At 60.1% G+C, this 12,004-nt stretch carries 12 protein-coding genes; 11 read left to right on the plus strand and 1 reads right to left on the minus strand.

Going from position 1 to position 12,004, the window contains the following annotated elements; genetic code table 11:
- Positions 1 to 128: 128 nt before the first annotated feature.
- Positions 129 to 2,174 carry a phenylacetic acid degradation bifunctional protein PaaZ gene (gene paaZ / locus HX778_RS23980; protein ID WP_176983272.1) on the minus strand — a complete coding sequence of 682 codons (2,046 nt, stop codon included), beginning with the start codon at positions 2,172 to 2,174 and terminating at the stop codon, positions 129 to 131.
- A gap of 284 nt (positions 2,175 to 2,458) precedes the next feature.
- Here paaZ and paaA point away from each other — a divergent pair, with 284 nt between their 5' ends.
- From paaA to paaK, 11 genes are read left to right on the plus strand one after another with little or no spacing between them, the layout of a single operon-like run.
- A complete protein-coding gene (gene paaA / locus HX778_RS23985; RefSeq protein ID WP_176983273.1) occupies positions 2,459 to 3,388 on the plus strand; it encodes a 1,2-phenylacetyl-CoA epoxidase subunit PaaA in 930 nt (309 codons plus the stop codon).
- Between the two features lie 11 nt (positions 3,389 to 3,399).
- Positions 3,400 to 3,687, plus strand: coding sequence for a 1,2-phenylacetyl-CoA epoxidase subunit PaaB (gene paaB / locus HX778_RS23990; protein WP_008461407.1), 288 nt, complete (start codon positions 3,400 to 3,402; stop codon positions 3,685 to 3,687).
- Positions 3,688 to 3,695: 8 nt separating this feature from the next.
- A complete protein-coding gene (gene paaC / locus HX778_RS23995) occupies positions 3,696 to 4,451 on the plus strand; it encodes a 1,2-phenylacetyl-CoA epoxidase subunit PaaC (protein WP_176983274.1) in 756 nt (251 codons plus the stop codon).
- 10 nt (positions 4,452 to 4,461) lie between these two features.
- Positions 4,462 to 4,956, plus strand: a complete 495-nt coding sequence (gene paaD, locus HX778_RS24000) for a 1,2-phenylacetyl-CoA epoxidase subunit PaaD (protein WP_176983275.1) — start codon at positions 4,462 to 4,464, stop codon at positions 4,954 to 4,956.
- Between the two features lie 7 nt (positions 4,957 to 4,963).
- Positions 4,964 to 6,031, plus strand: a complete 1,068-nt coding sequence (gene paaE, locus HX778_RS24005; RefSeq protein ID WP_176983276.1) for a 1,2-phenylacetyl-CoA epoxidase subunit PaaE — start codon at positions 4,964 to 4,966, stop codon at positions 6,029 to 6,031.
- Positions 6,031 to 6,798, plus strand: coding sequence for a 2,3-dehydroadipyl-CoA hydratase PaaF (gene paaF, locus HX778_RS24010; RefSeq protein ID WP_176983277.1), 768 nt, complete (start codon positions 6,031 to 6,033; stop codon positions 6,796 to 6,798). The genes paaE and paaF overlap by 1 nt, the downstream gene beginning before the upstream one ends.
- Entirely contained in the window at positions 6,798 to 7,586 is a 789-nt protein-coding gene (gene paaG, locus HX778_RS24015; RefSeq protein ID WP_176983312.1) for a 2-(1,2-epoxy-1,2-dihydrophenyl)acetyl-CoA isomerase PaaG, read from the plus strand. Before paaF ends, paaG begins: the two co-directional genes overlap by 1 nt.
- Positions 7,587 to 7,588: 2 nt before the next feature.
- Positions 7,589 to 9,013: a 3-hydroxyacyl-CoA dehydrogenase gene (locus HX778_RS24020; RefSeq protein ID WP_176983278.1), complete on the plus strand. Its 1,425-nt coding sequence runs from the start codon at positions 7,589 to 7,591 to the stop codon at positions 9,011 to 9,013.
- Complete coding sequence (gene paaI, locus HX778_RS24025; protein WP_176983279.1) at positions 9,003 to 9,428, plus strand: hydroxyphenylacetyl-CoA thioesterase PaaI; 426 nt, start codon at positions 9,003 to 9,005, stop codon at positions 9,426 to 9,428. Before HX778_RS24020 ends, paaI begins: the two co-directional genes overlap by 11 nt.
- The gene (gene pcaF / locus HX778_RS24030) at positions 9,425 to 10,633 is read left to right on the plus strand and encodes a 3-oxoadipyl-CoA thiolase (protein WP_176983280.1); all 1,209 of its coding nucleotides are present in this window, start codon (positions 9,425 to 9,427) and stop codon (positions 10,631 to 10,633) included. Before paaI ends, pcaF begins: the two co-directional genes overlap by 4 nt.
- Positions 10,634 to 10,656: 23 nt before the next feature.
- A complete protein-coding gene (gene paaK, locus HX778_RS24035) occupies positions 10,657 to 11,973 on the plus strand; it encodes a phenylacetate--CoA ligase PaaK (protein ID WP_038472117.1) in 1,317 nt (438 codons plus the stop codon).
- Positions 11,974 to 12,004: the final 31 nt, after the last annotated feature.

Raw genomic sequence — 12,004 nt, forward strand, 5'->3', positions numbered from 1 at the left:
GCCCTCTCCCAGAGGGAGAGGGGGAAAACAACCTATGGGGGGATTTGTTTGTTCCCTCTCCCTTTTAGGGAGAGGGTTAGGGTGAGGGTAAACCAGAGGCGATGACTTGCCTGTCTGGCATTTAAGACTCAAGCGGTAAAATCACCGTTCAGGCGGGCAACGAGGGTGAGGATCGAGTAGCGGGCAACGGTCTGCTGATGCTGGTTGGTGATATCCACCGCCCATTCCACCACGCCAACCGGCTTATCTTCCGCCGTTTTCTGCGGTTTGGCGGTTTTACGTTTGCAGGTCAGGCGCACCTGAATCGTATCGTCGATTTTTACCGGCTCGATAAAGCGCAGGTTTTCCATGCCATAGTTGGCAATCACCGGCCCGACGCCGGGGTCAACAAACAGTCCGGCGGCGGCGGACACCACAAAGTAGCCGTGCGCCACGCGTTCGCCAAAGAAAGATTCTGCTGCGCCAATTTTATCGGTATGGGCATAGAAACGGTCGCCGCTCAGGTTGGCAAAGTTGGCGATGTCGGCTTCCGTAACGGTGCGGCGGGCGGTGAGAATGCTTTCCCCGATACGCAGCTCCTCAAAATGTTTGCGGAACGGATGCACGGCATCTTCGTGAACTTTAGCGCCGTAGTTCCATTGTCCGCTAACGGCGGCAAGCATCGTCGGGCTGCCCTGAATGGCGGTGCGCTGCATATAGTGTTTCACCGCACGCAGGCCGCCCAGCTCTTCGCCGCCGCCCGCACGGCCTGGGCCGCCGTGAACCAGCATTGGGAGCGGCGATCCGTGCCCGGTGGACTCCACCGAGGACTCCTCGTTCAGCACCTGAATACGTCCATGAGCGCGAGCCGCACCGAGAATAAATTCACGTGCAGTTTGCTCATCGGCGGTGACCAGCGTCCCGGCAAGGCTGCCCTGGCCGGCGCGAGCCAGCGCCATAGCGTGTTCAGCATCACGGTACGGCATCACGGTGGCAACCGGGCCGAAGGCCTCAAGCTCGTGCACCGCAGGCGTTTCATCCGGCTGCTGGCAAAGCAAAAGAGTAGGCGGGAAGAACGCGCCCGGCTGAGCGAGATCTGCTTTACCGCCAAGCACGGCTTCGCATCCGGCGGCAATCAATTGGTCAACTTTACGCTGCACGTCATCCCGCTGTTCAAGGCTGACCAGCGCCCCCATGCGCACGCCTTCCACCGCCGGGTCGCCTGGTTGAATTTTCCCCAGTTTTGCCTTCAGCGCTTCGATCACCGAACCCAAATGGTTTTGCGGCACGATAATCCGGCGAATCGCGGTACATTTTTGCCCGGCCTTGGCGGTCATTTCACGCACGACTTCGCGCACAAACAGCGCAAATTCAGGCTGCTCAGGCGTCACATCTTCTGCCAGCACGCAGCAGTTCAGCGAATCCGCTTCCATGGTAAATGGAATAGAACGGGCAACGATATTTGAGTGACAACGTAACTTTTGTCCGGTGCTGGCCGAGCCGGTAAACGTCACCACATCCTGCTCATCTAAATGCTCGAACAGGTCACCCACGCCGCCGCAAATCAGGCCGATCGCCCCATCCGGCACCAGGCCGGATTCAACTATCGCTTTGACCATCGCCTGGGTTAGCTGCGCGCTGGCCGTGCCGGGTTTAACGATCGCGGGCATACCGGCCAGCCAGGTCGGGGCCAGCTTCTCGAGCATCCCCCAGCAGGGGAAGTTAAACGCGTTGATGTGCAGCGCCACGCCGGACTTCGAGGTGAGCACGTGGCGGGCGGCGAATCCGCCCTGTCTGGAGAGCGGAATCAACTCGTCTTCCGGCCACAGCGTGTCATCCGGCAGCTCGCGGTTGCCCATTCCGGCGTAGGTAAACAGCGTACCGATCCCGCCTTCAATGTCTACCCAGCTATCGGCGCGGGTCGCCCCGGTTTGGTACGAAACCTCGTAGAACGCCTCTTTCTGCGCCAGCAAATGCTTCGCCACGGCTTTTAACATTGCGGCGCGCTGGATAAACGTCATCGCCTGCAGTGCCTTGCCGCCTTGTTCAATAGCGAAGCGTTTTGCCGCCGCCATGTCCGCGCCTTCGCTGGTTACCTGCCACAGCGGTTCGCCGCTAACGGCATGAAAAATGGTTCTTTCTTTACCCTGGCCGCTAAACCACGTCCCGGACAGATAGCTGGTTAACTTTTTCATCTCACTCTCCATTACATTCTGCATTTAATGCTTACAGTGTTTGTTTTGTGAATCATAAAAATCAAGCTGTAATTTAATAAATTGTTAACGGCGTGACGGGGTGTGATTTTTGTTATTGATTTATATCAATGATAAATAGGGTTTTAGCGAAATTTTACGTGATAAGCCTCACAAACATGCGGTGTAATCTTTGCGATCTTCGTTAACTTATCTGTAACTTTTAATCATGATGTGATTCGTTATATCACAATGTTTAGGTTTAAATTGAATCATAAGGTGATGCCGTGACAGAACAAGAACGCTTTGACGAGCGCATCCAGCAGGAAACCGCCATAGAGCCGCAGGACTGGATGCCGGAGGCTTACCGCAAAACGCTGATCCGCCAGATAGGCCAGCATGCGCACTCGGAAATTGTCGGCATGCTGCCGGAAGGCAACTGGATAACGCGTGCGCCCAGCCTGCGCCGCAAGGCCATTCTGCTGGCCAAAGTGCAGGATGAAGCCGGGCACGGCCTGTATCTCTACAGCGCCGCCGAAACCCTGGGCTGCGCCCGGGAAGATATCTACCAGAAGATGCTCGACGGCAAGATGAAGTACTCCTCCATCTTTAACTATCCGACGCTCAACTGGGCCGACATTGGGGTTATTGGCTGGCTGGTTGACGGAGCCGCTATCGTCAACCAGGTCGCGCTGTGCCGGACTTCTTACGGCCCTTACGCCCGTGCGATGGTGAAAATCTGTAAAGAAGAAAGCTTCCACCAGCGTCAGGGGTTTGAAGCCTGCAACGTGCTGGCGAAGGGCAGCCCGGAACAGCGCCAGATGCTGCAGGACGCCATTAACCGCTTCTGGTGGCCGGCGCTGATGATGTTCGGGCCCAACGACGACAACTCGCCGAACAGCGCCCAAAGCCTCGCCTGGAAAATCAAACGCTTCGGTAACGACGAGCTGCGCCAGCGCTTTGTCGACAACACGGTGCCGCAGGTAGAGCTGCTGGGCATGACCGTGCCGGATCCCGATCTGCATCTGGATGAGGCTACCGGCCACTACCGCTTTGGCGACATTGACTGGCAGGAATTTAACGAAGTAGTGGCCGGGCGCGGCTTATGCAACGAAGAGCGCCTTGCCGCCAAGCGTAAAGCCTGGGAAGAGGGGGCATGGGTGCGCGAAGCCGCCCTTGCGTATGCCGAAAAACAACAGGCCCGCACCGCCGCCTGAAGGAGTAAGAGATGAGCAAAATTTACTGGCCGCTGTACGAAGTGTTTATCCGTAATAAAAAGGGGCTGTCCCACCGCCATGTCGGCAGCCTGCACGCGGCCGACGACCAGATGGCGCTGGAAAACGCCCGCGACGCGTACACCCGTCGCAGCGAAGGCTGCTCCATCTGGGTGGTGAAAGCGAGCGAAATCGTGGCCTCGCAGCCGGAAGAACGCCCGGAATTTTTCGACCCGGCAGACAGCAAAGTCTACCGCCACCCGACGTTTTACACGCTGCCTGACGGCATCGAGCACATGTGAGGCCGCCAATGACACTCGATCCTGTAGCGACCTACAGCCTGCGCCTCGGCGACACCTGCCTTGTCCTCGCCCAGCGCCTGAGCGCCTGGTGCGGTCATGCGCCGGAGCTGGAAATTGACCTCGCGCTGGCCAACATTGGCCTAGACCTGCTCGGCCAGGCACGCAACTTCCTGACCTATGCCGCCGGGCGGGAAGGTGAGCACCTCGATGAAGACAGGCTGGCCTTTGGGCGTGATGAACGTGAATACCGCAACCTGCTGCTGGCGGAACAGCCCAACGGTGATTTTGCCGAAACGCTGGTGCGACAGTATCTGCTGGATGCGTGGCACGTCTCGCTGTTCAGCCGCCTGGTAGAAAGCAAAGATCCGCAGCTGGCGGCCATCGCAGCTAAAGCGATTAAAGAAGTGCGCTATCACCTGCGTTTCAGCCGCGGCTGGCTGGTTCGCTTGGGCAACGGCACCGAGCTTTCGCAGGCAAAAGCGCAAAGCGCTGTGAACAAACTGTGGCGCTTCAGCGGCGAGATGTTTGTCGCCGATGAGCTGGAAACGACGCTGGCAGAGCAGGGGATCGCGGTCGATCCGCTTAGCCTCAAAGCCGAATGGCTGCAAGAAGTCAGCGCCGGACTGAGCGATGCCTCGCTGCAGGCCCCGGCAGAACAGCCATACCGCACCGGCGGTAAGCAAGGCTTACACACCGAACACCTCGGCCCGCTGCTGGCTGAAATGCAGTACCTGCAGCGCGCTTACCCGAACCAGCAGTGGTAAGGAGAAGAGAATGCAAACCGCCACGCTTCAGCCCGCCGCCGTCCGCGACGTCTGGCGTCTGCTGAGTCAAATCAGCGACCCGGAAATCCCGGTGCTGACCATCACCGACCTTGGCATGGTACGCAGCGTAGAACACGGCGAGGACGGCTGGCATATCGGCTTCACGCCGACGTATTCAGGTTGCCCGGCGACCGAGTTCTTGCTCGCCGCCATCCGGGAAGCGATGGAGGGTGCAGCCCTAAGCCCGGTGCATATCAAGCTGGTTTTGCATCCCGCCTGGACGACGGACTGGATGTCGTCGGAGGCCAAAACCAGGCTGCGCGAATACGGCATCAGCCCGCCGCAGGGGCATGCCTGCCACGCGACTGTCGCCGCCCAGGTGACCTGCCCGCGCTGCGGGAGCGAACACACTTCGCTCATCAGTGAATTCGGCTCCACGGCCTGTAAAGCGCTTTATCGCTGCAACACCTGCCGGGAACCCTTTGATTACTTTAAATGTATTTGAGGATGCCATGACGACGTTTCATTCCCTGAAAGTGGCACGTATCGAACCTGAAACCGCAGAGGCGGTAGCCATTACGTTTGCGGTGCCGGACGCGCTGCGTGGGCAATATCGATTTCGCCCCGGCCAGCATCTCACGCTGAAAGCCCGCCTGGGCGATGAAGAGCTGCGCCGCTGTTATTCCATCTGTCGCTCGGACAATCCGGGTGAGATCTGCGTCGCGGTCAAAGCCATTGAAGGCGGCCGTTTCTCGCAGTACGCGGTCAGTGATTTAGCCGCCGGCATGTCGCTGGAAGTGATGGTGCCGCAGGGGACGTTTGGCTATCAGCCGGAAGCGGAAACTCGCGGGAACTATCTGGCACTGGCGGTGGGCTCCGGCATTACGCCGATGCTGGCGATTATCGGCGCCACGCTTGCCACGGAGCCACAAAGCAGCGTGACGCTGGTCTACGGCAACCGCAGCAGCGCCAGCATGATGTTCCGCCAGGCGCTGGCCGACCTGAAAGACCGTTACCCCCAGCGTCTGCAGCTGATTTACCTGTTCAGCCAGGAAAAATCGGACAGCGAATTGCTCAGTGGCCGCCTGGACGGCGCGAAGCTAAAACAGCTCGGCGACCATCTGCTGGACGTCAAAGGCTTTGACCGCACCTTTATCTGTGGCCCGCAAAGCATGATGCAGGCAGCCGAAGCCACGCTGAAAGAGATGGGCGTGGCGCAGCAGGATATTTACCTCGAACACTTCAACACGCCGGGCGTTACGCCGGGCGCTCGTTCACGTGCTCAGGCGGCCGGTAAAACCGTGATCCTGCGCCAGGACGGTGTGGATCGCCAGATTACCCTGACCGCCGGGGACGAAAGCATTCTCGACGCGGCGCTGCGCCAGGGCGCGGATCTGCCGTATGCCTGCAAAGGCGGCGTCTGCGCCACCTGCCGCTGCAAGGTACTGCGCGGCGAAGTGGAAATGGGCGTCAACTACAGCCTCGAGCCGGATCAACTGGCCGCAGGCTACGTGCTGAGCTGCCAGGCGCTGCCGAAGGGCGACGACGTGGTGCTCGATTTTGACGCGCAGGGGCTGTGATGAGCGAACTTCTAAGCCAACAGAGCGGCCGGGTGCTGACCCTGACGCTGAACCGCCCGCAGGCTCGCAATGCGCTCAACAACGCCCTGCTGACGCAGATCGCCGAAGCGCTGGAAGCCGCGCAGCAGGACGAATCCATCGGTGCCGTCGTTATCACCGGCAATGAGCGCTTTTTTGCCGCCGGAGCGGACTTAAAAGAGATGGCGAGTCGGGATATGCCCGCCACGCTGAACGATCCCCGGCCCCAGCTTTGGGCGCGCATTGAACGCTTTCCAAAACCGCTGATGACCGCCGTCAACGGCTATGCGCTCGGCGCAGGCTGCGAGCTGGCGCTGCTGAGCGACATCATTGTCGCCGGGGATAACGCACGCTTCGGCCTGCCGGAAATCACGCTGGGGATTATGCCCGGCGCGGGCGGCACCCAGCGGCTTATCCGCAGCGTAGGCAAGGCGCTGGCTTACCGCATGGTGCTCAGCGGTGAGGCTATCGATGCAGAGCAGGCTTTACGTGCCGGGCTGGTTGCCGAAGTACATCCTGCTGCGCTGACGCTTGAATACGCGCAGAAACTTGCCGCAAGCATTGCTCGTCATGCACCCCTTGCGCTGCAGGCCGCGAAAAACGCGCTTCAACAGGCGCAGAACACGGGCCTTAGCCAGGGCCTGCTGCAGGAACGCCAGCTGTTTACGCTGCTCGCCGCCACCGAAGATCGTCAGGAAGGCATCGCCGCTTTTCTGGAAAAACGACCTGCTGAATTCAAAGGACGTTAATCATGAGTTTTATTGTTAGCGATGTGCAAAACGGGGTGATGACCCTGACCCTGAACCGCCCGGAGCGGCTGAACAGCTTTAACGACGAGATGCATCGCCAGCTGGCGGAAATCCTGACCCAGGCCGAAAGGGATGAAACCATCCGCTGCCTGCTGATCACCGGGGCGGGGCGTGGCTTCTGCGCCGGGCAGGATCTCAACGACCGTAACGTTGACCCAGGCGGCGACGCGCCGGATCTCGGTTATTCGGTTGAAACCTTTTACAACCCGCTGCTGCGCCGCCTGGCGAAGTTGCCGAAGCCGGTGATTGCAGCGGTCAACGGCGTCGCGGCTGGTGCCGGAGCCACGCTGGCGCTGGGCTGCGACATGGTTATCGCCGCGCGTTCGGCAAAATTCATTATGTCTTTCAGCAAGCTGGGGCTGGTGCCCGACTGCGGCGGCACCTGGTTCTTACCCCGCCTGACCGGGCGGGCACGCGCTATGGGGCTGGCATTACTTGGCGACACGCTGAGCGCGGAACAGGCGCATGAGTGGGGCATGATCTGGCAGGTGGTGGATGACGAACAGCTAGGCGATACCGCCCGCCAGCTGGCTCAACACTTTGCTACCCAGCCGACCTTTGGCCTGGGCCTTATCAAAAAAGCGCTTTACGCCTCGGAAACCAACACTCTGGATGCCCAGCTAGACCTGGAGCGCGATTATCAGCGCCTGGCCGGCCGCAGCGAAGACTATCGCGAAGGGGTTTCTGCTTTTCTGGCGAAGCGCCCGGCGACCTTTAAGGGGAAATGAGCATGCTGACACCTGATGCTGTTATAGCGGTGATAGGCAGCGGCACCATGGGCGCAGGTATTGCGCAGGTGGCCGCCAGCGCGGGCCATGCCGTCTGGCTGTATGACATTCAGCCCGGTGCGGCAAAGCGCGCAATTGACGGCATTGACACCGCGCTAAGCGCCCGCGTTGCCAAAGGTAAGCTGGATGATGCCAGCCGTCAGTCAACGCTTGCCCGGCTGCATCCGGCAGAAACGCTGGCAGATTTGGCTCAGGCTGAGCTGGTGATTGAGGCGGCGGCCGAACAAATTGACATCAAGCAGGCGATCTTCCGCGATTTAGCGGCGGTGTGCGGCGCTGATACCGTCTTTGCCAGCAATACCTCCTCCATTTCCATCACCGCTATTGCCAGCGGAATCAGCCACCCGGCACGCGTGGTCGGGCTGCATTTCTTTAACCCTGCGCCGGTGATGAAGCTGGTGGAGGTGGTCAGCGGCCTGGAAACCTCGCCGGAAATTGCCGAGCGGCTTTGTGAACTGGCGCTGCGCTGGGGAAAACAGCCGGTACGTTGCCATTCCACGCCCGGCTTTATCGTTAACCGCGTGGCGCGGCCGTTCTATGCCGAAGCCTGGCGTGCGCTGGAGGAGCAGGTGGCTCCGGCTGCGGCCATCGATGCGGCTTTACGCGACGGTGCGGGCTTCCCTATGGGGCCGCTGGCGTTAACCGATCTGATTGGCCAGGACGTCAACTTCGCCGTGACCTGCTCGGTGTTTAACGCTTTCTGGCAGGAGCGCCGCTTCCTGCCTTCCTTAACCCAGCAGGAGCTGGTGCTGGGCAAGCGCCTGGGCAAGAAAACCGGGCAGGGCGTTTACCGCTGGCCGCTTGAGGCGAAGCCGGAGTACCAGCCCCAGATGTCCGAAGAATTTGCCGCAAAACAGGTTACGCAGTCCGGCAAAACGCTTGAGCTTGACGGCATTGTGGTCGCCATTACCAGCGGTATGACCGCCACTGCCATGTCAGCCGAACTGAAACGTCCGGTGGTGCTGCGGGACAGGCTGGCCGAGTCCGCTCTGGAAGTGCTGGCGCCTTCGGCTTCAGTGACGCCGCAGCAGTTGGCAAAGGTGACCCATTACTTCCAGCGGCAGGGTAAGCAGGTGCTGGTGATTAACGACTACCCAGGCATGCTGGCCTGGCGCACGGTGGCGATGCTGGCCAACGAGGCGCTGGACGCGCTGCAGAAAGGCGTGGCCGGAGAAGCGGATATCGATACCGCCATGCAGCTCGGCGTTAACTATCCGCAGGGGCCACTGGCCTGGGGAGCGCGGCTGGGCTGGCAAAATGTCTTAACGCTGCTGGAAAACCTCCAGCGCCACTACGGCGAAGAGCGTTACCGCCCGACGTCTTTACTGCGCCAGCGCGCGCTGCTGGAGAATCAACATGAGCACTAATGCCTGGGATAACGCTCGCCTGATGTACGCGCGCGACAACTGCGCCAAACAAATGGGGATTGAAGTTATTGAGATGGGCGACGGTTTTGCGCTGCTCACCATGACCATCACCGAAGCGATGCTCAACGGGCACCAGACCTGCCACGGCGGGCAGCTGTTTACCCTGGCCGATACCGCCTTTGCCTACGCCTGCAACAGCCAGGGGCTGGCGGCCGTAGCATCCGGTTGCAGCATTGAATTTCTGCGCCCCGGCAAGGCGGGCGATCGGCTAAAAGCGGTGGCGCATGTTCGTCAGCAGGGGCGCCAGACCGGCGTCTACGACATCGAAATTATTAATCAGGATGAGAAGACGCTGGCGCTGTTTCGCGGCCGCGCCCATCGCATCGGTACGACGCTTTCAGGAGTAAAATTATGAGTCAGGCTTTTATTTGCGATGGCGTGCGTACTCCGATTGGCCGCTACGGCGGGGCGCTTTCTGGCGTGCGGGCGGATGACCTCGCCGCGTTGCCGTTAAAAGCGCTGCTGGCACGTTACCCAAATCTGGACTGGAGCGCCGTGGACGACGTGATCTTCGGCTGCGCGAACCAGGCCGGGGAAGATAACCGCGACGTGGCGCGCATGGCAACGCTGCTGGCGGGTATACCTGTCGACGTTCCGGGCACAACCATTAACCGCCTGTGCGGTTCCGGGCTGGATGCCGTGGGCTTTGCCGCTCGCGCCATTAAAGCCGGTGATGCGCAGCTGATGCTGGCGGGCGGCGTGGAATCCATGTCCCGTGCGCCGTTTGTGATGGGCAAAGCCAGCTCGCCGTTCCAGCGTCAGGCGGAGATGTTTGACACCACCATCGGCTGGCGTTTTGTGAACCCGCTCATGGCCGCGCAATTTGGTACTGACAGCATGCCGGAAACGGCAGAGAATGTAGCGGAATTGTTAAAAATAAGCCGCGAAGACCAGGACCGATTTGCCTTTCGCAGCCAGCAGCGTACCGCCCGCGCGCAGCAAAAGGGCATTCTGGCCGAAGAGATCGTGCCGGTCAGGCTCAGCGGGCGCAAAGGGGCTGTGACCGAAATGCGTGATGACGAGCATCCGCGCGCAGAAACCACGCTTGAGCAGCTGGCGGCGCTAAAAACGCCGTTCCGCGCCAACGGCGTAGTGACGGCGGGCAATGCTTCCGGCGTGAACGACGGGGCGGCGGCGCTGATTATCGCCAGCGAAGCCGCCGCGCTGCGGCACGGGCTGACTCCCAGGACGCGTATTGTCGCCATGGCGACGGCGGGCGTAGAGCCGCGTTTGATGGGGCTGGGGCCGGTTCCGGCGGTGCGAAAAGTGCTGGAAATTGCCGGGCTAAGCATCCACGACATGGACTTAATTGAACTAAACGAAGCCTTCGCCGCGCAGGCGCTCGCCGTGCTTCGCCAACTGGGGCTCCCGGATGATGCCCCGCATGTGAATCCTAACGGCGGCGCGATTGCGTTAGGACACCCGCTGGGGATGAGCGGAGCCAGACTGGCGTTAACGGCCAGCCTGGAGCTGCACCGGCGCGGCGGGCGGTATGCCCTTTGCACCATGTGTATCGGTGTGGGTCAGGGCATTGCCCTGATCCTTGAGCGTGTGAGCTAGTCAAACCTGCGAGTACCCTAATAATGATAACCTCTGAAACCAAGCTGGAACCGATTGAAACCGCGTCGCTGGATGAGCTGCAGGCCCTGCAAACGCAGCGCCTGAAATGGACGCTTAACCACGCTTATAACAACGTCCCGATGTATAAGCGCAAATTTGACGCCGTGGGCGTGCACCCTGACGATTTTAAAGAGCTGAAAGACATTCGCCTGTTCCCTTGCACCACCAAGCAGGATCTGCGCGATAACTATCCTTTTGATACTTTCGCCGTGCCGATGGAGCAGGTCGTTCGTATTCACGCTTCTTCCGGGACGACGGGCAAACCTACGGTTGTGGGTTACACCCAAAACGACATTGATAACTGGGCTAACCTGGTGGCGCGTTCGCTGCGAGCCGCAGGCGGGACGCCAAAAGATAAAATTCACGTTTCCTACGGCTACGGCCTGTTTACCGGCGGGCTGGGCGCGCACTATGGCGCAGAGCGCCTTGGGGCGACCGTTATCCCGATGTCCGGCGGCCAGACTGAAAAACAGGCGCAGCTGATCCGCGATTTTCAGCCGGACATGATCATGGTCACGCCGTCCTGGTGCCTGAACCTGATTGAAGAGCTGGAACGCCAGATGGGCGGTGACGCCAGCGGCTGCTCGCTGCGCGTGGGCGTTTTTGGCGCGGAGCCGTGGACCAAAGCCATGCGGGCAGAAATTGAACGCCGCTTGGGCATCACCGCGCTGGATATTTACGGCCTGTCAGAAGTGATGGGGCCGGGCGTGGCGATGGAGTGCCTGGAGTCGCGTGATGGCCCGACGATCTGGGAAGACCATTTCTACCCGGAAATCGTAGATCCGCAGGGCGGCGTGCCGCTGGAAGACGGCGAGCACGGCGAGCTGCTGTTCACCACGTTAACCAAGGAAGCGCTGCCGGTTATCCGTTACCGCACCCGCGACTTAACTCGCCTGCTGCCCGGCAGCTCACGTACCATGCGCCGTATGGACCAGATTACCGGCCGTTCCGACGACATGCTGATCATTCGCGGCGTGAACGTATTCCCGTCCCAGCTGGAAGAAGAGATCCTGAAATTCCAGCACCTGGCGCCGCATTACCAGCTGGAGGTGCATCGTCGTGGGCATCTTGACACTCTGGCGATCAAGGTAGAGCTGAAGGAGAGCAGCCTGTATCTCAGTCACGAACAGCGCTGTGGGGTTTGCCACGAGCTGCGGCATCGCATTAAGTCTATGGTAGGGATTTCAACGGATATCACCATCGTGAACTGCGGCAGCCTGCCTCGTTCTGAAGGCAAAGCAATCCGGGTTTGCGACCTGCGTCAGGCGGCTAATCATTAACTATACGTGACTTTGTCACTAATGACGGGCC

The organism is Cedecea sp. P7760, from assembly GCF_013386425.1.
GTDB classification, from domain to species: domain Bacteria; phylum Pseudomonadota; class Gammaproteobacteria; order Enterobacterales; family Enterobacteriaceae; genus Cedecea; species Cedecea selenatireducens.

Bases quoted from the DNA above. Each gene is read 5' to 3' on its own strand.
- paaB (WP_008461407.1), top strand. From the start codon at position 3,400: ATGAGCAAAATTTACTGGCCGCTGTACGAAGTGTTTATCCGTAATAAA.
- paaZ (WP_176983272.1), bottom strand. From the start codon at position 2,174: ATGAAAAAGTTAACCAGCTATCTGTCCGGGACGTGGTTTAGCGGCCAG.
- paaC (WP_176983274.1), top strand. From the start codon at position 3,696: ATGACACTCGATCCTGTAGCGACCTACAGCCTGCGCCTCGGCGACACC.
- paaD (WP_176983275.1), top strand. From the start codon at position 4,462: ATGCAAACCGCCACGCTTCAGCCCGCCGCCGTCCGCGACGTCTGGCGT.
- paaF (WP_176983277.1), top strand. From the start codon at position 6,031: ATGAGCGAACTTCTAAGCCAACAGAGCGGCCGGGTGCTGACCCTGACG.
- paaE (WP_176983276.1), top strand. From the start codon at position 4,964: ATGACGACGTTTCATTCCCTGAAAGTGGCACGTATCGAACCTGAAACC.
- HX778_RS24020 (WP_176983278.1), top strand. From the start codon at position 7,589: ATGCTGACACCTGATGCTGTTATAGCGGTGATAGGCAGCGGCACCATG.
- paaK (WP_038472117.1), top strand. From the start codon at position 10,657: ATGATAACCTCTGAAACCAAGCTGGAACCGATTGAAACCGCGTCGCTG.
- pcaF (WP_176983280.1), top strand. From the start codon at position 9,425: ATGAGTCAGGCTTTTATTTGCGATGGCGTGCGTACTCCGATTGGCCGC.
- paaI (WP_176983279.1), top strand. From the start codon at position 9,003: ATGAGCACTAATGCCTGGGATAACGCTCGCCTGATGTACGCGCGCGAC.